Below are 22172 nucleotides of genomic sequence, written 5' to 3' on the forward strand. Positions count from 1 at the left end.
CTATGGATACAAGCGTATGGTTGCCGTATGTCCAGTCATATGGATATGTGATGCTGTTTTTATTTTTGTTTTGCGGCATTGTCGGCATTCCGGCGCCGGAGGAAAGCTTGCTCTTTTTGGTCGGCGTGATGGTTGCCAAGGAGCAGTTGCTGCTTGGACCGTCGCTCGCTTCATGCTGGGGCGGGGCGATGGCCGGCATGGTGACGGCATACGGCGCCGGCCGGTGGTGGGGGGCGCCGTTTGTGCAAAAGTACGGCAAGTGCGTCGGAATTACGGCTGAACGTTGGGAGCGGGCTCGCCGCTGGTTTGGCCGCTATGGCAAATGGGGGATTTTGTTCGGCTGCTATGCTCCCGGGGTGCGGCAAATTTGCCCGTATATGGCGGGAGTGAGCCGGTTTCCGTTCGGGCCGTTTTTGTTGCTGTCGGCGCTTGGAACGGCAGGTTGGGCAGTTCCGTTGACCGCGGCGGGGCTTTGGCTCGGCCAGCGCATCCATATCCCCCTGATTTCTTTTCCGCTTGCCGGTTTGGCGTTGTTTTTGCTTTTTTTGCTTGCGGCATGGGTTGGGCAGCGGAGGCGCAAAAAATCTTTCGAAAGCTAAAGGGTGCGATCGATGATGAAAGTATTGTTTTTGCCGCTGTTTCAAATGAATACGGGACACCATAAAGTAGCCGATACGTTGATGGATTTTTTGCGCCGCCAGTTTCCGGCGGTCGAAAGCAAAAAGATCGATTTTTTGAGCTATTGCAATGAACTGATGGAAAAAATGGTGTCAGAGGCCTACTTGCGCTGGATTCGCTCGCATCCTGCTTCGTACCACCGTGTGTACAAAACGCTGATGTACCAAGAGCCGCCCCGGTTTGAGTTCATTTCGTTTGAGCCATGGCTGCCTTATTTTGAAAGCAAAATGAAAAAGATGGTGGAAGAAGAACGGCCGGATTTAATCGTCTGCACCCATTCGTTTCCGTCGCGCATTTTGCAGCGGCTGAAGCGAAAACGGGTGCTGACGGTTCCAGTTGTCAATGTCTACACCGACTTTTTTATGAACAGCATCTGGGGGAAACGGTTTATTGACTATCATTTTGTTCCCCATCAAGAGGCGAAATGGGAGCTGATCACGAAGTACGGGGTTGACAAAGGACGCATCATCGTCACTGGCATCCCAGTGCACGATGTGTTTATGAATCGGTCGGAAGCGAGACGCAAGCGGCAGCCTGCTCATGTGCTTGTCGCCGGTGGAAACCAAGGGCTTGGCAATATGCTGGCGTTTTTGCGGGCGGCCCGCACGTCAACGTTGTTCCGCTATTCGGTGCTGTGCGGCGCCAATCGCCAGCTGTACGAGGAAATCGCCAGCTGGCAGCTGCCTCATATCCGGCCGCTTCCATACATCGCTGACCCGGAAGAGATGAATCGGCTGTATGAAGAGGCGGATGCCGTCATTACGAAACCAGGCGGGGTGACGGTCAGCGAGTTGCTTCATAAGCGCATTCCGATTTTTACGATCGATTGCTTGCCTGGGCAGGAGCGCATCAATTTGCAATATTTACAGCAAAATGGTCTCATTTATCATTTGGTCGGGCCAGAAAGCGGCGAGCAGCACATGCTTCGCTTGTTGATGGATGACGTGGAGAAAAACCGGTTTTTCCGCCGTGTGTCCGATTATTTTGCCGGCGTGGAAAAAACGGGGCAAGAAGCGCTCGCCGAAGTGGTAGCGGCCATGCCGCAACGCATGGCTTGGCGCGTGTTGCATCCGTAGCGACAGAAGGTGTCCCAAAACGGTCGGGGCACCTTTTCTTATTCCTGTATATACGTGTAAAACAAATGCTGGAAAACGATATGTTGTGCTTTGTTGAAAGAAGAACCACCTTTGGAAACACCCTCACTTTTTTGTTCCTTATCGCTTATGGGGGGTGGCGAAACAACCTGCATCGTACATATAAAATATCAGACCGTTGGGCGCGAAACGTGTTACAATAGGAACGATGGCCAAGGAAAGAGGAGGAACGATGATGAAAACGAAAGTTGGCGTGTTATACGGCGGCAAATCACCGGAGCACCAAGTATCGTTGTCGACGGCGATGGCGGTGATGAACGCCATTGATCCTCATAAATTCGATGTCATTCCGATTTATATTACACCGGAAGGTCAATGGATCAAGGGCGAACAGTTGACCGGACCGATCGAGGAAATCAAGCAGCTGCAATTCACTTCGGCGGCGACCGCCTTGATTCCGGTTTCCTTGAACCAAGTTCCGGCTGCCGATTCGGCTGCGGGAGGAAACGAGGAAACGATCGATGTCATTTTCCCGCTTTTGCATGGGCCGAACGGCGAAGACGGAACGGTGCAAGGGTTGCTTGAGATATTGAACATTCCGTATGTCGGCAACGGGGTGCTTGCTTCCGCGGTCGGCATGGATAAGGTGATGATGAAAAACTTGTTTGCGCAGGCCGGGTTGCGCCAAGCAAAATATATCGCCGTGACGAAGTACGATTGGCAAAAAAGAGGCGAGACGGTGTATGACCGGATCGAACGAGAGCTTGGCTACCCGTGCTTTGTCAAGCCAGCCAACGCCGGTTCGAGCGTCGGCATTTCCAAATGCAAGCAGCGCGGCGATTTAAAAGCCGCATTTATCGAGGCATTTCAGTATGACCGAAAAATTATTATTGAAGAGGCGATTGTCGGCCGCGAAATTGAAATCGGCGTGATCGGAAATGATGAGCCGATTTGTTCGGTCGTTGGCGAAATTGTTCCCAAAAAGGAATTTTACGACTATGAAGCGAAATACGAAGACGGGCAAACCGAATTGATCATCCCAGCGGACGTAACGAAAGAACAGTATGAGACGATCAAACAAATGGCCATTACGGCGTTTCAGGCGCTGGATTTGTCTGGACTTGCGCGCGTCGATTTTTTCCTCGCCGAAGATGGCGCTGTTTATATCAACGAAGTGAACACGATGCCAGGCTTTACGCCATACAGCATGTTCCCGCTTCTTTGGCAGCACAGCGGTGTGCCGTACCCGGAGCTGATTGAACGGCTTATCGCGCTCGCATTGGAACGACATCAAGAAAAGCAGACGATCACGTACACGTTCAAAAAAGAAAAGAGGTGAGAGCCGATGATCAAACGGACAGTGCGGCAAATCGCCGAAATGGCTGACGGACAGTGTTTAAAGCCGGAATGGGAGAATATGGTCGTAAGCGGTGTGTCAACCGACACAAGGACGATCCAAGCCGGCAACTTGTACGTTCCGTTGCGCGGTGCGACCTTTAACGGCCACGATTTCGTGCAAGAAGCGGTGCAAAAAGGAGCCGCCGCCGTACTGTGGGCGGAAAGGGAAGGAACGCCGCCGGAAGGTGTGCCAGTGGTCGTTGTGGATGATACGCTTTTGGCATTGCAGCGGCTCGCCGCCCGCTACCGCGAGCAGCTTGGAATGAAGGTGATCGGCGTCACTGGCAGCAACGGCAAAACGACGACGAAAGATATGATTGCCGCGCTGCTTTCAACCCACTATCGAGTGCAAAAGACCGAAGGGAACTTGAACAATCACATCGGCGTGCCGCTGACGCTTCTTTCGCTTGACGAAGGGACGGAGATGGCCGTTGTCGAAATGGGGATGAGCGGGTTTGGCGAAATCGAGCGGCTGACCATGATCGCCCGTCCGGACGCAGCGGTCATCACGAATATCGGAGAAGCACACTTGCAGGAGCTCGGGTCGCGGGAAGGCATCGCCAAGGCGAAGTTGGAAATTTTGGCGGGTTTGCACCATGATGGTTTATTCGTCTACCACGGCGATGAGCCGCTCTTGACGGAGCGCGTGCCGAAGTTGCTGCTTCCCCGCCATGTCGTGACGTTCGGGGCGGGCGAACAGAACGATTACTATCCGACCGATGTGCGCATTGAAGCGGGAGGAACATCGTTTGTCATCAATGCGCTCCCCGGCCGGACGCTGTTTATGCCGGTATTAGGCAAGCATCATGTGTACAACGCGCTCGCCGCCATTGCGGTCGCCCGCTTTTTCGGCATCGATTGGGAAGGCATTGATGCGTCTCTCTCCCGCCTGCAAGTGACGCGCATGCGTACGGAAGTCGTCAAAACAAAGTGCGGCTTTACGGTCATTAACGATGCTTACAACGCCAGTCCGACATCGATGCGCGCCGCCTTGACGCTGCTTGGGGAATTAGGCGGCTACCGGCAAAAAATCGCCGTATTGGGCGATATGTTGGAGCTTGGTGACGAAGAAGTGGCGTTTCATCGAGAGATCGGGGAGGTGTTGCGGCCGGGAATGGTGGACTATGTGTTCACTTACGGGCCGCTGGCGCACCATATCGCCGCGGCGGCTGCCCCATTTTTTGATGATGGGCGGGTGAGGGAGTTCGACGATAAAGCAGCGTTGGCCGAGGCCGTGCGTTCCGTCGCGACTTCGGATGACATTGTTTTATTGAAAGCATCGCGCGGCATGAAATTGGAAGAGTTGCTTCGATATTGGGTGTAACATCAAGCAACCCGAGAGAAACTAAAAGCGGCGTCACAGGCGCCGCTTTTCATTCGGGCGGGGGTGGAAATGATGATCGGCTGTTTATGTATTCACGGGTTTACGGGAAGTCCAGAAGAAGTGGCGCCGCTGGCCGATTATTTGCGGGAGCGGACCGATTGGATGATCGAAACGCCGACCTTGCCGGGCCACGGAAGCGAACTGCGGCTGAAAGGAATTGCATACGACCAATGGATCGCGGCGGCGGAACAAGCGTTTTTAGCGCTCCATCACCGTTGCAGTGTGGTGTATGTCATTGGGTTTTCAATGGGTGGAGTGATCGCCGTCTACTTGGCGGAAAAATACCCGGTCGCCAAACTCGTGCTGCTAAGCGCTGCGTTTTACTATGTCAACCCGCGCCAATTATGGCGCGACATCCGCGAGATGTTTGCCAATGGATGGAAAGGAGCGCGGGAGCACCCACTGTTTCTCCGCTATCGAAACAAAATGATGGCGACCCCGTTTTCAGCTGTCAGGGAGTTTTGCAAACTCGTTCGCGATGTGCGTCCCCGACTTCCGCGCGTCGCGGCACCCGCGCTCATTGTGCAAGGAGAAAAAGATGGGATCGTGCCGCTAAAAAGCGCCTACTATTTATATGAACGAATCGGTTCGTCAGAAAAAAAGCTGTTGTTTTTGCCGAATTCGTACCACCACGTCTGCCATAGCACGGATCGCCACGTTTTGTTTGCCGAGGTGGAAACATTTTTGCGCGCTGCCCATGCCCATCATTGCAAATCACCGCATAACATGGTATGATAACTGTCAAACCTTTCTCTCGGATAAAGGGACGATTTTTTATAAGGAGTTTGGATAACATTGACGACATTTCAAGAATTAGGATTAAGCCAAGAAGTGATGAAAGCGATCGAGCGGATGGGGTTTGAAGAGACGACTCCGATTCAAGCGAAGACGATTCCGCTCAGTCTGCAAAATAAAGACGTAATCGGTCAAGCGCAAACCGGAACGGGGAAAACGGCGGCGTTTGGCATTCCGATCGTTGAGAAAGTGAATGTGAAAAACAGCGCTGTTCAAGCGCTCGTTGTCGCGCCGACGCGTGAGCTCGCCATCCAAGTATCAGAAGAGCTGTACAAAATCGGCGCCGTCAAGCGCGTGCGCGTCTTGCCGATTTACGGCGGTCAAGATATCGACCGGCAAATCCGCGCTTTGAAAAAACATCCGCACGTGATCGTCGGGACGCCGGGCCGTATTATCGACCATATCAACCGCGGGACGCTCCGCCTTGAGCATGTGCATACGGTCGTTCTCGATGAGGCGGATGAAATGCTCAATATGGGCTTTATCGAAGATATTGAGGCGATTTTAAGCCATGTGCCGGCCGAGCGGCAGACGTTGCTGTTCTCGGCGACGATGCCGGATCCGATTCGCCGCATTGCCGAGCGCTTCATGAACGAGCCGGAACTTGTCAAAGTGAAGGCAAAGGAAATGACCGTGCCGAACATTCAACAGTACTACTTAGAAGTGCACGAGAAAAAGAAATTTGACATTTTGACGCGGCTTCTTGATATTCAGGCGCCGGAGCTCGCGATCGTGTTCGGCCGCACGAAGCGTCGTGTCGATGAGCTGGCAGAGGCGCTCAACTTGCGAGGCTATGCAGCGGAAGGCATTCATGGCGATTTAAGCCAAGCGAAACGGCTGTCGGTGCTGCGCAAGTTTAAGGAAGGTGCGATTGAAATTTTAGTGGCGACGGATGTTGCGGCGCGCGGCTTGGATATTTCCGGCGTAACGCACGTGTACAACTTTGATATTCCGCAAGACCCGGAAAGCTATGTCCACCGGATTGGGCGCACCGGGCGCGCCGGCAAGACAGGGGTGGCGATGACGTTTGTCACTCCAAGGGAGATCGGCCAGCTTCACCATATTGAGCGGACGACGAAGCGGAAAATGGAGCGGATGAAGCCGCCGACACTTGATGAGGCGCTCGAAGGCCAACAGCGTATCGCTATCGAAAAGCTTCTCAACGTCGTGGAGACCGAAAACCTGTCATTTTACAAACGGGCAGCGGAAGAATTGCTTGAAGAGCACGATTCGGTAACGATTGTCGCTGCCTGCTTGAAAATGTTGACGCGCGAGCCGGATACGACGCCGGTGCAATTGACGGAAGAGCCGCCTTTAGCGGTCAAGCGGGAGAAAAAACGGGGCGGCCGCCCGGACGGCTCAGCCCGCAGCCGGACGAAGAAACGGCGGATTACGGCGCATTAAGCGCCGTTTTTTCATAGCCGAGGCATGTAAAACGACGGCCGCTTGGGGCGGATGGACAAAAAGGGGGCAAGCAGGCCGCCGACGGCGAAGCCAAATAGATGGGCCAATAAATTCCCATGTGGTGTCATGATGCCAATCAGCAAATGAACCGCCATGACCGAAAGCAGCAGCTGGGCGTGGCGGGGGGCGACTAAGTCGCGGCGGAATAGGGCGAGGTAGCTGTACATGCCAAACAAGGCGAAAATGGCGCCCGACGCCCCGACATGGGTGTACAGCGGCGGCAGAAGGAATAAAGTGGCGACATTGGCGCCGATTCCGCCTCCGATATACAGAAACAAAAACTTTCTTTTCCCAAGTGCGCGCTCCAGCCAGGGGCCAAACAGCCATAAGGACAAACTGTTGGCGGCCATATGGTGGAAATCGCGATGCAGCACGATTGGGCTGACAAGCCGCCAGCACTCTCCATGGCGGATCGCGCCGTTCGTCCCGACGGCGTATTGCCAAATGGGTTCAAGCGCTGTCAAGGGAAGAGAAAACAACAGCCATGCGGCGATATGGACCAATAATAAGGCGGCAACGACGGGATAAAGGCGGACAAATGAGCGGACATCGCTTGCATGTTGAAACACGGGTTGGTCTCCCTTCTTCGCGGAAATGGGGCGTTTTTTATAAGCCATCTTATGCGGGTCTCTCATAAAAAATTTGTCCGACCATCAGGGCGGATAGGATAGGTGAGGAAGCAGTGATCGTCGGCATTGGCATTGATATTGTAGAGTTGGAACGGATCCGCTCCCTTCTTGAGCGGAGCCGCAAATTTCCAGAGCGAATTTTGACGCCGCGTGAAAAAGCGCAGTTTGGCGAGTTGCCGCCCGCAAGACAGGCAGAGTTTCTCGCCGGGCGATTTGCGGCTAAAGAAGCGTACGCCAAAGCGCTCGGAACGGGGATCGGGCGGCATCTATCGTTTCAAGACATCGAGATCGTTTCCGATGAGCACGGAAAGCCGAGCATTGCTGCCCGCCGCGATGGCGAGACGGTTCATCTGTCCATTTCCCATAGCCGCGATTACGCCGTCGCCCAAGTCGTCATTGAGCGCCTTGGACCGATGACGCCGGCTGATGCTTGCCATGGCTAGTCTGCATATTCCCGAAAGTTGTCTCATATATTGTAGTGCATGGGTAGAAATCGATATATGAGGCAAAGGGGTTGAAGCGATGGGCAGAAACGTGCTGATGGCGTTGGTCGGCATCATTTTTCTGTTTGCTTTGGCTGGCTGCGGGTCGAAATCGCAGGAAGAGGTGCTGAAGGCGCTTGATGAAAAGGTCGATGAGATGACGGGTTATCAGGCTGAGGCGAAAATGACGTTCCGCACCGGTGAGAAGCCGCAAGTGTATCATGTTGAAGTGTGGCACAAGCAGCCGTCCTACTACCGCGTCAGCTTGAAAAACGCCGACAAAGGACAAAGCCAAATGATTTTGCGCAATGACGAAGGGGTGTTCGTCTTCACGCCGGCGCTCAACAAAACCTTCAAGTTTGTGAGCGATTGGCCGAAAAACAGCAGCCAAGCGTATTTGTACGAATCGCTCGTCAAAGACATTTTGAGCGATTCGAAGGCGAAGTTTAAGGCGACGGACGATTACTATGTGTTTGAGACGAAAACGAACTACCCGAACAGCGAAGTCATTCCAACCCAAGAGATTACACTGCGCAAAAAAGATTTGGCGCCCGTCTCGGTCAAAGTGATGGATACGGACCGGAAAGCGCTGTTGACGGTCGAGTTTTCCAACGTCGAGTTTAACAAAAAGTTTGATGATGACGCGTTTGATACAAAGAAAAACATGACTGGCGCCCGTCTTGAGGTGCCAACGATGGCCGAAGGAAAAGAGCAAGTGATGGCCGTCATGTACCCGAGTCAGCTTCCGAAAGGGGTTCAAGCGCTCGAGGAAAAAGAAGTGAAAGGTGAAAACGGCACGCGCGTCATTATGACATTCGGCGGCAAAAAATCGTTTACGCTCGTGCAAGAAAAAGCGGATGTGCTTCCGGCGACAAGCATGCCAGTTCTTGTCAACGGCGACCCGGTTGATTTAGGATTCACCATTGGCGCCCTCACCGACCGAACGTTGACATGGTGGTACAATGGGGCGGAGTTTACGCTCGCCTCGGACGATTTGACGCCGGAAGAAATGGTGATGGTCGCCAGCTCAGTGCAAGAAAAAGCGGCAAAATGACAGTGCGGTTTTGCAAACAGGCGGCTTTCCGCGTTGAAGCGGAGAAGCTGCTTTTTGTTTTTGTGCAGAAGCAGTGAAGGCAGGACAGTGGACGAATCGTTGCGATCTCCAATGTTTTCCGCCGTTTTTCTCATTTTTCCGCCGCTCATCCTATTCCTTCTTCCCTAGGAACATGGTAAACTAAAAAAGGAATCCAATCGATTCAAGCGCTTTCAAACTGGCTATGACTAGAAAGGCAGCGAGAGAGGATGGACGAGTTTCACCGCGATACGTGGGTGGAAATTGATTTGGACGCCATTTACGACAACGTCGCGAATTTGCGCCGCTTTTTGCCGGAGGGTACGCAAATTATGGCCGTTGTCAAGGCGAACGCCTACGGGCACGGCGATGCCCAAGTGGCGGCAACGGCGCTCGAAGCGGGCGCTTCCCGCTTGGCCGTCGCCTTTTTGGACGAGGCGCTTGCCTTACGAAAAAAAGGCATCGATGCCCCGATTTTAGTGCTTGGGGCGTCTCGTCCCGAGGATGTGGCGTTGGCCGCCGAACACCGCATCGCCTTAACCGTGTTTCGCTCTGATTGGCTCGAGAAGGCGTCATCGCTATATAACGGTTCGACCCCGATTCATTTCCATTTAAAGATGGACACGGGAATGGGACGGCTTGGGGTTAAAGACGAAGAGGAGACAAAGCGAATAGCGGCCTTGATCGATCGCCATCCGCCCTTTGTGCTTGAAGGGGTGTATACGCATTTTGCGACCGCTGATGAAGTGAATACGGATTACTTTTCTTATCAATACGCCCGCTTTTTGCATATGCTTGACTGGCTGCCGTCGCGGCCGCCGCTCGTTCATTGCGCCAACAGCGCGGCGGCCCTTCGTTTTTCCGATCGAGCGTTCAACATGGTTCGCTTTGGCATTTCGATGTACGGGCTCGCCCCATCGCCGGACATCAAGCCGCTCCTCCCATACGAATTGAAAGAGGCGTTTTCGCTCCATAGCCGCCTTGTACACGTCAAAAAACTGCAACCAGGCGAAAAGGTGAGCTACGGTGCGACGTACACCGCGCAGACGGAAGAGTGGATCGGCACGATTCCAATCGGTTATGCGGACGGCTGGCTGCGCCGCCTGCAGCACTTTCATGTGCTTGTTGGCGGGCAGCGGGCGCCGATCGTCGGCCGTATCTGCATGGATCAATGCATGATCCGCCTGCCGGAGCCGCTGCCTGTCGGGACGAAGGTGACATTAATTGGCCGCCAAGGGGACGAAGTCATTTCCATCGATGATGTCGCCCGTCATTTGGGCACAATCAATTATGAAGTGCCGTGCACGATCGGCTACCGGGTGCCCCGTATTTTTTTCCGAAATAAGCGTATAATGGAAGTGAGAAACGCCGTTGGTCGCGGATGAAGCGATGCATAATCTGCTTCGGAAGACAAAGGATAGAAAATGGAGAAATGACTTTGCAGCGCCGTTGTTTAATGGTATCATGAAGTGGAAGCAATCAATGGCTGCAGTTCGTGGAGGTGTATATTTGTGTCGGAATCTGGCGCAACAGCGGAAATCGTCGTTCGTTTGCCGCAGTCGCTGCTGACAGAACTGGACGTGCTCGTAAAGCAGGAAAACGGCAACCGCAATGAACTCATTTATCAAGCGACGAAAATGTACATTCGCGAGCGGAAGAAACGGCAAATTCGCGAGGCGATGAGACGAGGCTACATGGAAATGGCGAAAATCAATTTATCTATCGCTTCTGAAGCGTTTCATGCTGAATACGAGGCCGACCACACCGTTGAACGCTTAGTTAGCGGGGGGTAATGCTTTGATTGTCAAACGTGGCGACGTGTATTTTGCGGACCTTTCCCCGGTTGTTGGCTCGGAGCAGGGCGGCGTGCGCCCCGTGTTGGTGATCCAAAACGATATCGGCAATCGTTTTAGCCCGACGGTGATTGTCGCGGCGATTACGGCGCAAATCCAAAAAGCGAAGCTGCCGACGCATGTCGAGATTGACGCGAAACGCTACGGGTTTGAACGCGATTCGGTCATTTTGCTTGAGCAAATTCGCACGATCGACAAGCAACGGCTGACCGATAAAATCACTCATTTGGACGATGAAATGATGGATAAAGTCGATGAGGCGCTGCAAATTAGCTTAGGGCTGATCGACTTTTGATAGAGCGAAAAACCTTTGCTTTTGGCATAACAGCGAACAGGAGAAACGGCGTTTTCGGTTGCCAACGGGCGGCCGAGCGGATGGGGAAAGCGGCGTTGACGTGCGGCATCGGTCTTGATTATCGAGTGTTCACGTTAGTGAGACGGGCAGATCGGTCTTCCCGGAACGATCTGTCCTTCCATTTTCATCTATGTATACTGTTTCACAAAGCAGCTGCGTACAGGTAGCGCTTTTTTATTTTCCATGTCATTAAGGAGGGAATCGCTTGGCTAACGAACAGCGGCTCATTGAAGTCATTGCCGCCGAGCAGCAGCTGGCAGCGAAGCGAGTCGAAAACGTCATTGCGCTCCATCGAGAAGGAAACACGATCCCGTTTATCGCCCGCTACCGGAAAGAAATGACTGGGGCGCTCGATGAAGTGCAAATTCGTGAAGTACTTGAGAGATGGGAGTATTTGCAGCATTTAGAGCAACGGAAAGAGGAAGTGATTCGCCTCATTGATGAGCAAGGGAAGTTGACGGAAGAGTTAAAGCGCGACATTCTTGAGGCCACGAAGTTGCAACAAGTCGAAGATTTATACCGCCCATATCGGCAAAAGCGGCGCACGAAAGCAACAATCGCAAAAGAGAGAGGGCTTGAACCCCTTGCCGAATGGCTCCTTTCGTGTCCACCGGCCCCAACTCCGGAACAACAGGCCGAAATGTTCGTCAACGAAGATAAAGGAGTCGCAACCGTTGAAGAGGCGCTTCAAGGTGCGAAAGATATCATCGCCGAAAAAGTGGCAGATGACGCTGCTCTTCGTCAATGGGTGCGCGACGAGACACGGCGGAAAGGAACGATTGCTTCGGTTGCCAAAGCGCCGGAAAAGGACGAAAAGAGTGTGTACGAAATGTACTACGACTACGAGGAACCCCTCGCTAAAATCGTTCCGCACCGCGTGTTGGCGTTAAACCGTGGTGAAAAGGAAGAGGTGCTGCGCGTCTCGATCAAGGCGCCTGTTGAGGACATCATTCGCTATTTGCGGCGAAAAACAGTCGCTGATGAATCGTCCCCGGCCGCTCCCATCGTGGCAGAAGCGATCGAGGACGGATACAAGCGGCTGATGGAGCCTGCCATTGAACGCGACATCCGCAACGAGTTGACGGAGAAAGCGGAGGAGCGGGCCATCCATATTTTCGCTGAAAACTTGCGCAAACTGCTTCTCCAGCCGCCGCTCAAAGGAAAAACGGTGCTCGGCATCGACCCAGCCTATCGGACTGGGTGCAAGCTCGCCGTTGTCGACGAAACGGGGAAACTGCTTCGCATTGATGTGATCTATCCGCATCCGCCGCAAGAGCGAAAAGAAGAGGCGCGCGCGAAACTTCTTCGCCTGCTTGATGACCATCACGTTGATATGATCGCGATTGGCAACGGAACAGCATCTCGGGAAACCGAACAGTTTGTCGCCGACACGCTGAAGCATGTGCAACGCGATATCTTTTATTTGATTGTCAATGAAGCAGGAGCGAGCGTCTACTCTGCTTCCGACCTTGCACGCGCTGAGTTTCCCGACCTGCAAGTCGAAGAGCGGAGCGCCGTCTCGATCGCCCGCCGCGTCCAAGACCCGCTCGCCGAGCTTGTCAAAATCGATCCAAAATCGGTCGGCGTCGGCCAATACCAGCACGATGTGTCGCAAAAAAAGCTTGCCGAGTCGCTTCGTTTCGTCGTCGAGACGGTCGTCAATCAAGTCGGTGTCAACGTCAACACTGCCTCCGTCTCCCTGCTTCAGTACGTGTCCGGGCTCACGAAAACCGTTGCAGAAAACATCGTCAAGCGTCGCGAAGAGCAAGGGAAATTCCGCAACCGCGAAGAGCTGAAAACGATTCCTCGGCTCGGAGCGAAAACGTACGAGCAGTGCATCGGTTTTTTGCGCATCGTTGATGGCGACGAACCGCTTGACCGCACGCCGATTCACCCCGAGCGGTACGCGGAAGTGAAGCAACTGTTGCGTAAGTTAGGATTTACGACCGCCGCCATTGGCAGTGATGAACTGCGCCAGGCGCTGCAAGCCATCGAAGTCGAGATGGTGGCTGCCGAGCTCGGCATCGGAGAACTGACGTTGCGCGACATCATTGACGCGTTGTGCCGCCCAGAGCGCGACCCGCGCGACGAGCTGCCCAAGCCGCTATTACGCAAAGATGTGTTGAAGATGGAAGATTTGAAGCCAGGCATGGAGCTGGAAGGAACCGTGCGCAACGTCGTTGACTTCGGCGCCTTTGTCGACATTGGGGTCAAACAGGACGGGCTCGTGCACATTTCCAAACTAAGCAAACAATACGTGCGCCATCCACTCGATGTCGTTTCGGTCGGCGACGTCGTCAAAGTATGGGTCGAGCATGTCGATGTGGCGAAGGGAAGAATATCGCTGTCGATGGTGCCGCCGAAAGAGTGAAATGGAGAAAGCACTGCCTTAGGAGCAGTGTTTTCTCCGATAAAAAAACCAGCATTGGTTCAACAGTTTAATTTGCTCACGGTTTTTCTCATAGTAGGCTCGTCTCATCTGATTTTTCAGCCATGTAGGCAAAATCAGTCACCTCCCTGACAGTGGAAAGGTAATATATATGTATGTAATGGTGAATTGTCCTGTGCCAAAAGATGAAGGAGAGACCCGCCATGGACCAAAAGCAGCTGCAAGCCCTTGTCGAACAAATTTCCATTCGCGTGTTCGGCAAGCCGTTTCGCCATACCGCTTTCTTCAACCCTCGTTTGCGCACCACCGGCGGGCGCTACATGTTGCAAACGCACAACATTGAGCTCAATAAAAAACATTACGAGCAGTTCGGCGAGGAAGAATTGATCGCCATCATCAAACACGAGCTTTGCCATTACCACTTGCACCTTGAGGGAAAAGGCTACCGCCACCGCGACCGCGACTTCCGCGAACTGCTGCAAAAAGTGGGGGCGCCTCGCTATTGTCGTCCGCTTGCTCGAAATACAAAAGCGCCGAAAACGATCTACACATACATTTGCACGTCATGCGGCCTCACCTACCGCCGCAAAAGACGGATCAACATAGACCGTTATGTTTGCGGCCGCTGCCGAAGCAAGCTCAAACTATCCTAGACTTCCATGACAAAAAAATTTGGTTGCCATCGGAAGGATGAAAATATCTCTATGTCGAATATTACAGTTTTACACATTTTGAAGCTCAGGTATTTTCAGAGTAGATGCAATTTGAAACTTTAACATTTGCAGCTTTTCCATAGCCTCGGCATTTGATCGACTGTCGGGCGACTGAACAACGCCGCTTTCAGACCCATGCATGGGTCTGTGAAGCGGGTGGCTGTTCGGTCTTCCGTCACGCCTTGGTGTTCGTCAGTCGAGAAAATAGACAAGCTGCCTTTTCGCCAAGAATATGTTAAACTATAATGTCCAGTCAACGCCAATAATCAAACAAAACATTTTGCGAAAAAAGGTTGACAATCAAGATGATCGTGTGCTAAATTATAAAAGCCGTCGCTAAACGGTGGAAAACAGCAGAGCAAGTTGCGGAAAAACGTATTGACAAACGACAAGTTGCTCAATATAATAAACAATGTCGATTGTCAAACATCATTCCGCAATAGCTCAGCGACGAGCCTCACATCTTCGAATTGGCTACGAGTTGCCTCGACGCATCTCGCTTCCTTGAATTAGCTGGCAGATGAAGAGGCAACGAGCACATCGTAAAGATATGCGTGACATATAATTTTTTCATCATTCCGCAATAGCTCAGCGGTAGAGCAACCGGCTGTTAACCGGTAGGTCGTAGGTTCGAATCCTACTTGCGGAGCCATTTCTTTGGAGAAGTACCCAAGTGGCTGAAGGGGACGGTTTGCTAAACCGTTAGGTCGTGGCTTTACGGCGCGCGGGTTCAAATCCCGCCTTCTCCGCCACTCCAATACGTATATGCGTGGCCCGTTGGTCAAGTGGTTAAGACACCGCCCTTTCACGGCGGTAACACGGGTTCGAATCCCGTACGGGTCACTGAATAGCGCGGGGTGATCCCCGCGATTTGTGGTCCCGTAGTGTAGTGGTTAACATGCCTGCCTGTCACGCAGGAGATCGCGGGTTCGAGTCCCGTCGGGACCGCCATTGCACTAAATCGCTGGGCCATAGCCAAGCGGTAAGGCAACGGACTTTGACTCCGTGATGCGCTGGTTCGAATCCAGCTGGCCCAGCCATTTTTATGTGTTAAATACATGAGCCATTAGCTCAGTAACGAGCGCTGCATCTTCGAGCTCGCTGCGAGTTGCCTCGACGCACCGGGCTTCCTTGAAACAGCTGGTAGAGGAAGAGGCAGGTAGAGTTCATCAGTACTTAGAGTGTTATGATCACCATGAGCCATTAGCTCAGTAGGTAGAGCAACGAGCAAAGCATCTTCGGATTTGCTTCGAGTTGTCCCGACGCATCCGACATCTTCGAATATGCTAGCAGAGGAAGGGACAACGTTCACTGTGAGTGTATACCCAACCATGAGCCATTAGCTCAGTAGGTAGAGCATCTGACTTTTAATCAGAGGGTCGGAGGTTCGAGTCCTCCATGGCTCACCATATTAGCGGGTGTGGCGGAATTGGCAGACGCACCAGACTTAGGATCTGGCGCCTCACGGCGTGGGGGTTCAAGTCCCTCCACCCGCACTGATTAGTCAATATGCGGTCGTGGCGGAATGGCAGACGCGCTAGGTTGAGGGCCTAGTGGGGGCGACCCCGTGGAGGTTCAAGTCCTCTCGACCGCATTTTTTAGATAAACTATTGACAGCAACACAGCGAGTTGCTAAAATATAATCCGTCTCTTTGGTGCAATAATCTATTGCGCTCGTAGCTCAATTGGATAGAGCATCTGACTACGGATCAGAAGGTTAGGGGTTCGAATCCTCTCGAGCGCGCCATCATCGGGAAGTAGCTCAGCTTGGTAGAGCACATGGTTTGGGACCATGGGGTCGCAGGTTCAAATCCTGTCTTCCCGATTTTGTTAAACTAAATATTATGCGGGTGTAGTTTAGTGGTAAAACCTCAGCCACGAGCCTTCACTTCGCCGAATACGCTTCGAGTTGCCCCGACGCATCCAGCTTCTTTGAATCGGCTGGCAGAGGAAGGGGCATGAAAGATTGTGATGGGTGTTTCATCAAAAATTATGCGGGTGTAGTTTAGTGGTAAAACCTCAGCCTTCCAAGCTGATGTCGTGGGTTCGATTCCCATCACCCGCTCCATGAAGAGTCCATAGGATTATTTCGTTCCTTGAAAACTGAACGAAACGAAGCGCGACGAAAAGCGGAGGTCGTTTAGCGCCTTTGGTGCTGCGGCTGAAGCAAAAAGCCAATCAACTTTCTTTGGAGAGTTTGATCCTGGCTCAGGACGAACGCTGGCGGCGTGCCTAATACATGCAAGTCGAGCGGACCAAATCGGAGCTTGCTCTGGTTTGGTCAGCGGCGGACGGGTGAGTAACACGTGGGCAACCTGCCCGCAAGACCGGGATAACTCCGGGAAACCGGAGCTAATACCGGATAACACCGAAGACCGCATGGTCTTTGGTTGAAAGGCGGCCTTTGGCTGTCACTTGCGGATGGGCCCGCGGCGCATTAGCTAGTTGGTGAGGTAACGGCTCACCAAGGCGACGATGCGTAGCCGGCCTGAGAGGGTGACCGGCCACACTGGGACTGAGACACGGCCCAGACTCCTACGGGAGGCAGCAGTAGGGAATCTTCCGCAATGGGCGAAAGCCTGACGGAGCGACGCCGCGTGAGCGAAGAAGGCCTTCGGGTCGTAAAGCTCTGTTGTGAGGGACGAAGGAGCGCCGTTCGAAGAGGGCGGCGCGGTGACGGTACCTCACGAGGAAGCCCCGGCTAACTACGTGCCAGCAGCCGCGGTAATACGTAGGGGGCGAGCGTTGTCCGGAATTATTGGGCGTAAAGCGCGCGCAGGCGGTTCCTTAAGTCTGATGTGAAAGCCCACGGCTCAACCGTGGAGGGTCATTGGAAACTGGGGGACTTGAGTGCAGGAGAGGAGAGCGGAATTCCACGTGTAGCGGTGAAATGCGTAGAGATGTGGAGGAACACCAGTGGCGAAGGCGGCTCTCTGGCCTGCAACTGACGCTGAGGCGCGAAAGCGTGGGGAGCAAACAGGATTAGATACCCTGGTAGTCCACGCCGTAAACGATGAGTGCTAAGTGTTAGAGGGGTCACACCCTTTAGTGCTGCAGCTAACGCGATAAGCACTCCGCCTGGGGAGTACGGCCGCAAGGCTGAAACTCAAAGGAATTGACGGGGGCCCGCACAAGCGGTGGAGCATGTGGTTTAATTCGAAGCAACGCGAAGAACCTTACCAGGTCTTGACATCCCCTGACAACCCAAGAGATTGGGCGTTCCCCCTTCGGGGGACAGGGTGACAGGTGGTGCATGGTTGTCGTCAGCTCGTGTCGTGAGATGTTGGGTTAAGTCCCGCAACGAGCGCAACCCTCGCCTCTAGTTGCCAGCACGAAGGTGGGCACTCTAGAGGGACTGCCGGCGACAAGTCGGAGGAAGGTGGGGATGACGTCAAATCATCATGCCCCTTATGACCTGGGCTACACACGTGCTACAATGGGCGGTACAAAGGGCTGCGAACCCGCGAGGGGGAGCGAATCCCAAAAAGCCGCTCTCAGTTCGGATTGCAGGCTGCAACTCGCCTGCATGAAGCCGGAATCGCTAGTAATCGCGGATCAGCATGCCGCGGTGAATACGTTCCCGGGCCTTGTACACACCGCCCGTCACACCACGAGAGCTTGCAACACCCGAAGTCGGTGCGGTAACCCTTACGGGAGCCAGCCGCCGAAGGTGGGGCAAGTGATTGGGGTGAAGTCGTAACAAGGTAGCCGTACCGGAAGGTGCGGCTGGATCACCTCCTTTCTAAGGACGAAGAAAAGCGGAAGCGCCGCGTTTGGCTCTCGAAGCCAAATGTTCTTCACCCGCAGGGGTGCTTGCACCCCGAGGGGGAAGGTTATTTGGCAGAAGAGAGCCAGGCGCTGGAGCTAGACATCAGTCGTTATTCAAAGCAAAACGCGCTTCTGTTTCGTTCAGTTTTGAAGGAATGAGAAATTCCTTCAGTTGCTTCGCATCTGTGCCTGCGTCTGCTAGCAGGTTCAGGGAAGCAAGATTCCTCGGCACAAAGCCGCAAGGAAGTTTGTTCAAAGAAGTCGCTTTGCGTCTACAAACGGATTCGAGGAAGTGGGATTCCTCGATGCAAGACTGCAGAGAAGTGAATTCAAGAAGCAGTCTCGTTTGCGTCTGCGTCTACAAGTGGATTCGGAGAAGCCGAATTCCTCGACGCAAACCAGCGAAGAAGCAGGTTCAAGGCAGCAACTTTGCATCTGCGTCTTCTAGCAGATTCGAGGAAGTGGGATTCCTCGATGCAAGACTGCAGAGAAGCAAATTCAAGAAGCAGTCTCGTTCCTTGAAAACTAGATAACCGGAAAAGCGGAGGCGAGCGTTTCGCCGCGATGGGCAAATGTTCTTCGCCTGGAGGGATGTTCACATCCCGAAGGCGAAGGTTATTTGACCCCGAGCGGCGGCGAGCCGAAGCTAGACAGTAAGGAAGAAGCCGAGAGCGCAATAGGTTAAGCTGGAAAGGGCGCACGGTGGATGCCTTGGCACTAGGAGCCGATGAAGGACGGGGCAAACGCCGAAACGCTTCGGGGAGCTGTAAGCAAGCGTTGATCCGGAGATGTCCGAATGGGGGAACCCACTGTCCGTAATGGGGCAGTATCCATGCCTGAATCCATAGGGCATGGAGGGCACACCCGGGGAACTGAAACATCTTAGTACCCGGAGGAGAAGAAAGCAACCGCGATTCCCTGAGTAGCGGCGAGCGAAACGGGAACAGCCCAAACCAAGAGGCATGTCCTCTTGGGGTTGTAGGACCGCTCACGATGGGAGTGAGAAAGGGACGGGGTAGACGAACCGGTCTGGAACGGCCGGCCAGAGAAGGTGAGAGCCCTGTAGTCGAAACTTCGTTCCCTCCCGAGCGGATCCTGAGTACGGCGGGACACGAGGAATCCCGTCGGAAGCAGGGAGGACCATCTCCCAAGGCTAAATACTCCCTAGTGACCGATAGTGCACCAGTACCGTGAGGGAAAGGTGAAAAGCACCCCGGGAGGGGAGTGAAAGAGAACCTGAAACCGTGTGCCTACAAGTAGTCAGAGCCCGTTGATGGGTGATGGCGTGCCTTTTGTAGAATGAACCGGCGAGTGACGATGGCGTGCGAGGTTAAGCCGAAGAGGCGGAGCCGCAGCGAAAGCGAGTCTGAACAGGGCGTGTGAGTACGTCGTCGTCGACCCGAAACCAGGTGATCTACCCATGTCCAGGGTGAAGGCCGGGTAACACCGGCTGGAGGCCCGAACCCACGCACGTTGAAAAGTGCGGGGATGAGGTGTGGGTAGGGGTGAAATGCCAATCGAACTTGGAGATAGCTGGTTCTCCCCGAAATAGCTTTAGGGCTAGCCTCGGGTTTGAGAGTCTTGGAGGTAGAGCACTGATTGGGCTAGGGGCCCCAAACGGGTTACCGAACCCAGTCAAACTCCGAATGCCAACGACTTATGCCCGGGAGTCAGACTGCGAGTGATAAGATCCGTGGTCGAGAGGGGAACAGCCCAGACCGCCAGCTAAGGCCCCGAAGTGCACGTTCAGTGGAAAAGGATGTGGAGTTGCCGAGACAACCAGGATGTTGGCTTAGAAGCAGCCACCATTTAAAGAGTGCGTAATAGCTCACTGGTCGAGTGACTCTGCGCCGAAAATGTACCGGGGCTAAACGTGCCGCCGAAGCTGCGGGATGACCGTTGGTCATCGGTAGGGGAGCGTTCTAAGGGCAGAGAAGCCAGACCGGAAGGACTGGTGGAGCGCTTAGAAGTGAGAATGCCGGTATGAGTAGCGAAAACAGAGGTGAGAATCCTCTGCGCCGAAAGCCTAAGGGTTCCTGAGGAAGGTTCGTCCGCTCAGGGTTAGTCGGGACCTAAGCCGAGGCCGAAAGGCGTAGGTGATGGACAACAGGTTGAGATTCCTGTACCACCTTCTTCCCGTTTGAGCGATGGGGGGACGCAGGAGGATAGGGCGAGCAGGCGGCTGGAAGAGCCTGTCCAAGCCGTGAGGCTGATCCGCAGGCAAATCCGCGGATCATAAGGCTAAGCGGTGACGGCGACGGAGTAATCCGGAAGTCCCCGATTTCACACTGCCAAGAAAAGCCTCTAGCGAGGGAAGAGGTGCCCGTACCGCAAACCGACACAGGTAGGCGAGGAGAGAATCCTAAGGCGCGCGGGAGAACTCTCGTTAAGGAACTCGGCAAAATGACCCCGTAACTTCGGGAGAAGGGGTGCTCTTTGGGGTGAAGAGCCCTGAAGAGCCGCAGTGAAAAGGCCCAAGCGACTGTTTATCAAAAACACAGGTCTCTGCGAAGCCGAAAGGCGACGTATAGGGGCTGACACCTGCCCGGTGCTGGAAGGTTAAGGGGAGCGCTTAGCGGAAGCGAAGGTGCGAACCGAAGCCCCAGTAAACGGCGGCCGTAACTATAACGGTCCTAAGGTAGCGAAATTCCTTGTCGGGTAAGTTCCGACCCGCACGAAAGGTGTAACGACTTGGGCGCTGTCTCAACGAGAGACCCGGTGAAATTATACTACCTGTGAAGATGCAGGTTACCCGCGACAGGACGGAAAGACCCCGTGGAGCTTTACTGCAGCCTGATATGGAATTTTGGTATCGCTTGTACAGGATAGGTGGGAGCCTGGGAAGCCGGAGCGCCAGCTTCGGTGGAGGCGACGGTGGGATACCACCCTGGCGGTATTGAAATTCTAACCCGCACCCCTTAGCGGGGTGGGAGACAGTGTCAGGTGGGCAGTTTGACTGGGGCGGTCGCCTCCCAAAAGGTAACGGAGGCGCCCAAAGGTTCCCTCAGAATGGTTGGAAATCATTCGGAGAGTGCAAAGGCACAAGGGAGCTTGACTGCGAGACGGACAGGTCGAGCAGGGACGAAAGTCGGGCTTAGTGATCCGGTGGTTCCGCATGGAAGGGCCATCGCTCAACGGATAAAAGCTACCCCGGGGATAACAGGCTGATCTCCCCCAAGAGTCCACATCGACGGGGAGGTTTGGCACCTCGATGTCGGCTCATCGCATCCTGGGGCTGTAGTCGGTCCCAAGGGTTGGGCTGTTCGCCCATTAAAGCGGTACGCGAGCTGGGTTCAGAACGTCGTGAGACAGTTCGGTCCCTATCCGTCGCGGGCGGAGGAAATTTGAGAGGAGCTGTCCTTAGTACGAGAGGACCGGGATGGACGCACCGCTGGTGTACCAGTTGTCCCGCCAGGGGCACCGCTGGGTAGCTATGTGCGGACGGGATAAGCGCTGAAAGCATCTAAGCGTGAAGCCCCCCTCAAGATGAGATTTCCCACCGCGCAAAGCGGGTAAGATCCCTCGAAGATGACGAGGTCGATAGGTCCGAGGTGGAAGCGTGGCGACACGTGGAGCTGACGGATACTAATCGATCGAGGGCTTAACCAAGAAAAGCGCAGGCGAGCGGGTCGCCGCGACGGGCAAATGTTCTTCGCCTGCAGGGATTTCCGATCCCGAAGGCGAAGGTTATTTGACCCCGAGCGGCGGCGAGCCGGAGCTGGACAATGCGAAAAGCGCAGGCGAGCGGCTTCTTCCAACGGTTATCTAGTTTTGAGGGAATGAACATCCTGTTGACAAATCCAACAGGATGGATATAATAATTACTGTCCAAGATGATCATCATTGCCTAGTGGCTATGGCGGAGGGGAAACACCCGTTCCCATCCCGAACACGGAAGTTAAGCCCTCCAGCGCCGATGGTAGTTGGGGCCAGCGCCCCTGCAAGAGTAGGTCGCTGCTAGGCAGCTTCATTCACCAGGGAGTTTCGACACGCCTCATTCCCTTTTTCTTTTTAGGGGCGATTGCGCAACAGGGCGATCTGTCAGCGAGCCAAAAGGCTGCGCGGGATCGTCCTTTTTGTTTTTCCCTTTCTCCTATG

At 54.0% G+C, this 22172-nt stretch carries 15 protein-coding genes, 11 tRNA genes and 3 rRNA genes; 27 read left to right on the forward strand and 2 right to left on the reverse strand.

Annotated features, from left to right (window positions below; genetic code table 11):
- Positions 1 to 2 precede the first annotated feature (2 nt).
- From GT3570_RS01125 to GT3570_RS01150, 6 genes are all read left to right on the forward strand, one after another.
- Positions 3 to 599, forward strand: coding sequence for a DedA family protein (locus GT3570_RS01125; RefSeq protein ID WP_013522795.1), 597 nt, complete (start codon positions 3 to 5; stop codon positions 597 to 599).
- 12 nt (positions 600 to 611) lie between these two features.
- Entirely contained in the window at positions 612 to 1754 is a 1143-nt protein-coding gene (locus GT3570_RS01130; protein ID WP_023633370.1) for an MGDG synthase family glycosyltransferase, read from the forward strand.
- 253 nt (positions 1755 to 2007) lie between these two features.
- Positions 2008 to 3111, forward strand: a complete 1104-nt coding sequence (locus GT3570_RS01135) for a D-alanine--D-alanine ligase (protein ID WP_033024531.1) — start codon at positions 2008 to 2010, stop codon at positions 3109 to 3111.
- A 6-nt stretch (positions 3112 to 3117) separates the two neighbouring features.
- Positions 3118 to 4494 carry a UDP-N-acetylmuramoyl-tripeptide--D-alanyl-D-alanine ligase gene (locus GT3570_RS01140; protein WP_062898316.1) on the forward strand — a complete coding sequence of 459 codons (1377 nt, stop codon included), beginning with the start codon at positions 3118 to 3120 and terminating at the stop codon, positions 4492 to 4494.
- A 72-nt stretch (positions 4495 to 4566) separates the two neighbouring features.
- Positions 4567 to 5289 (forward strand): alpha/beta hydrolase, encoded by a 723-nt coding sequence (locus tag GT3570_RS01145; RefSeq protein ID WP_062898317.1) that lies wholly within the window; start codon positions 4567 to 4569, stop codon positions 5287 to 5289.
- A 99-nt stretch (positions 5290 to 5388) separates the two neighbouring features.
- Positions 5389 to 6753 carry a degradosome RNA helicase CshA gene (locus tag GT3570_RS01150; RefSeq protein ID WP_394606843.1) on the forward strand — a complete coding sequence of 455 codons (1365 nt, stop codon included), beginning with the start codon at positions 5389 to 5391 and terminating at the stop codon, positions 6751 to 6753.
- Between the two features lie 11 nt (positions 6754 to 6764).
- On the opposite strand, the gene GT3570_RS01155 is transcribed toward GT3570_RS01150, so the two are convergent.
- Positions 6765 to 7382: a rhomboid family intramembrane serine protease gene (locus GT3570_RS01155; RefSeq protein WP_014194682.1), complete on the reverse strand. Its 618-nt coding sequence runs from the start codon at positions 7380 to 7382 to the stop codon at positions 6765 to 6767.
- Between the two features lie 113 nt (positions 7383 to 7495).
- On the opposite strand from GT3570_RS01155, the gene acpS reads away from it, so the two are divergent.
- The 6 genes from acpS to GT3570_RS01185 all read left to right on the forward strand — a co-directional run bounded on the left by acpS (position 7496) and on the right by GT3570_RS01185 (position 13575).
- On the forward strand, positions 7496 to 7885 hold the full coding sequence (acpS, locus tag GT3570_RS01160; RefSeq protein WP_011229738.1) for a holo-ACP synthase: 390 nt from the start codon (positions 7496 to 7498) through the stop codon (positions 7883 to 7885).
- A 79-nt stretch (positions 7886 to 7964) separates the two neighbouring features.
- The gene (locus tag GT3570_RS01165) at positions 7965 to 8978 is read left to right on the forward strand and encodes a LolA family protein (protein ID WP_014194683.1); all 1014 of its coding nucleotides are present in this window, start codon (positions 7965 to 7967) and stop codon (positions 8976 to 8978) included.
- Between the two features lie 248 nt (positions 8979 to 9226).
- Positions 9227 to 10381: an alanine racemase gene (gene alr / locus GT3570_RS01170; protein WP_011229741.1), complete on the forward strand. Its 1155-nt coding sequence runs from the start codon at positions 9227 to 9229 to the stop codon at positions 10379 to 10381.
- Positions 10382 to 10507: 126 nt separating this feature from the next.
- Positions 10508 to 10789, forward strand: coding sequence for a CopG family ribbon-helix-helix protein (locus GT3570_RS01175; RefSeq protein ID WP_011229742.1), 282 nt, complete (start codon positions 10508 to 10510; stop codon positions 10787 to 10789).
- 4 nt (positions 10790 to 10793) lie between these two features.
- A complete protein-coding gene (gene ndoA, locus GT3570_RS01180) occupies positions 10794 to 11144 on the forward strand; it encodes a type II toxin-antitoxin system endoribonuclease NdoA (RefSeq protein WP_003253417.1) in 351 nt (116 codons plus the stop codon).
- Positions 11145 to 11409: 265 nt separating this feature from the next.
- Positions 11410 to 13575, forward strand: a complete 2166-nt coding sequence (locus tag GT3570_RS01185; RefSeq protein WP_062898318.1) for a Tex family protein — start codon at positions 11410 to 11412, stop codon at positions 13573 to 13575.
- An 18-nt stretch (positions 13576 to 13593) separates the two neighbouring features.
- On the opposite strand, the gene cmpA is transcribed toward GT3570_RS01185, so the two are convergent.
- On the reverse strand, positions 13594 to 13707 hold the full coding sequence (gene cmpA, locus GT3570_RS18375; protein WP_013144046.1) for a cortex morphogenetic protein CmpA: 114 nt from the start codon (positions 13705 to 13707) through the stop codon (positions 13594 to 13596).
- 89 nt (positions 13708 to 13796) lie between these two features.
- Here cmpA and GT3570_RS01190 point away from each other — a divergent pair, with 89 nt between their 5' ends.
- The 15 genes from GT3570_RS01190 to rrf all read left to right on the forward strand — a co-directional run bounded on the left by GT3570_RS01190 (position 13797) and on the right by rrf (position 22037).
- Positions 13797 to 14246: a SprT family protein gene (locus GT3570_RS01190; RefSeq protein WP_011229744.1), complete on the forward strand. Its 450-nt coding sequence runs from the start codon at positions 13797 to 13799 to the stop codon at positions 14244 to 14246.
- Between the two features lie 637 nt (positions 14247 to 14883).
- Positions 14884 to 14958 (forward strand) — tRNA-Asn (locus GT3570_RS01195).
- Between the two features lie 7 nt (positions 14959 to 14965).
- A tRNA-Ser gene (locus GT3570_RS01200) sits at positions 14966 to 15058 on the forward strand.
- Between the two features lie 19 nt (positions 15059 to 15077).
- Positions 15078 to 15149 (forward strand) — tRNA-Glu (locus tag GT3570_RS01205).
- A gap of 32 nt (positions 15150 to 15181) precedes the next feature.
- A tRNA-Asp gene (locus GT3570_RS01210) sits at positions 15182 to 15257 on the forward strand.
- Between the two features lie 14 nt (positions 15258 to 15271).
- Positions 15272 to 15346 (forward strand) — tRNA-Gln (locus GT3570_RS01215).
- 293 nt (positions 15347 to 15639) lie between these two features.
- Positions 15640 to 15715: transfer RNA gene (locus GT3570_RS01220), tRNA-Lys, on the forward strand.
- Positions 15716 to 15720: 5 nt separating this feature from the next.
- Positions 15721 to 15802, forward strand: a tRNA-Leu gene (locus GT3570_RS01225).
- A gap of 15 nt (positions 15803 to 15817) precedes the next feature.
- Positions 15818 to 15900 (forward strand) — tRNA-Leu (locus GT3570_RS01230).
- Positions 15901 to 15976: 76 nt separating this feature from the next.
- A tRNA-Arg gene (locus GT3570_RS01235) sits at positions 15977 to 16053 on the forward strand.
- Between the two features lie 4 nt (positions 16054 to 16057).
- Positions 16058 to 16131, forward strand: a tRNA-Pro gene (locus tag GT3570_RS01240).
- Between the two features lie 169 nt (positions 16132 to 16300).
- Positions 16301 to 16374 (forward strand) — tRNA-Gly (locus tag GT3570_RS01245).
- 117 nt (positions 16375 to 16491) lie between these two features.
- Positions 16492 to 18048: ribosomal RNA gene (locus GT3570_RS01250) — 16S ribosomal RNA — on the forward strand.
- Between the two features lie 705 nt (positions 18049 to 18753).
- Positions 18754 to 21683, forward strand: a 23S ribosomal RNA gene (locus GT3570_RS01255).
- Between the two features lie 237 nt (positions 21684 to 21920).
- Positions 21921 to 22037: ribosomal RNA gene (gene rrf / locus GT3570_RS01260) — 5S ribosomal RNA — on the forward strand.
- Together the 16S, 23S and 5S rRNA genes with 11 tRNA genes alongside form the textbook arrangement of a ribosomal RNA operon.
- Positions 22038 to 22172: the final 135 nt, after the last annotated feature.

The organism is Geobacillus thermoleovorans (assembly GCF_001610955.1).
Classification (GTDB): Bacteria; Bacillota; Bacilli; order Bacillales; family Anoxybacillaceae; genus Geobacillus; species Geobacillus thermoleovorans.

Excerpts from the sequence above, each read along its gene's own strand:
- GT3570_RS01165 (WP_014194683.1), top strand. The coding sequence starts at position 7,965 with ATGGGCAGAAACGTGCTGATGGCGTTGGTCGGCATCATTTTTCTGTTT.
- GT3570_RS01150 (WP_394606843.1), top strand. The coding sequence starts at position 5,389 with ATGAAAGCGATCGAGCGGATGGGGTTTGAAGAGACGACTCCGATTCAA.
- GT3570_RS01130 (WP_023633370.1), top strand. The coding sequence starts at position 612 with ATGATGAAAGTATTGTTTTTGCCGCTGTTTCAAATGAATACGGGACAC.
- alr (WP_011229741.1), top strand. The coding sequence starts at position 9,227 with ATGGACGAGTTTCACCGCGATACGTGGGTGGAAATTGATTTGGACGCC.
- GT3570_RS01135 (WP_033024531.1), top strand. The coding sequence starts at position 2,008 with ATGAAAACGAAAGTTGGCGTGTTATACGGCGGCAAATCACCGGAGCAC.
- GT3570_RS01145 (WP_062898317.1), top strand. The coding sequence starts at position 4,567 with ATGATCGGCTGTTTATGTATTCACGGGTTTACGGGAAGTCCAGAAGAA.
- GT3570_RS01125 (WP_013522795.1), top strand. The coding sequence starts at position 3 with ATGGATACAAGCGTATGGTTGCCGTATGTCCAGTCATATGGATATGTG.
- GT3570_RS01140 (WP_062898316.1), top strand. The coding sequence starts at position 3,118 with ATGATCAAACGGACAGTGCGGCAAATCGCCGAAATGGCTGACGGACAG.
- GT3570_RS01190 (WP_011229744.1), top strand. The coding sequence starts at position 13,797 with ATGGACCAAAAGCAGCTGCAAGCCCTTGTCGAACAAATTTCCATTCGC.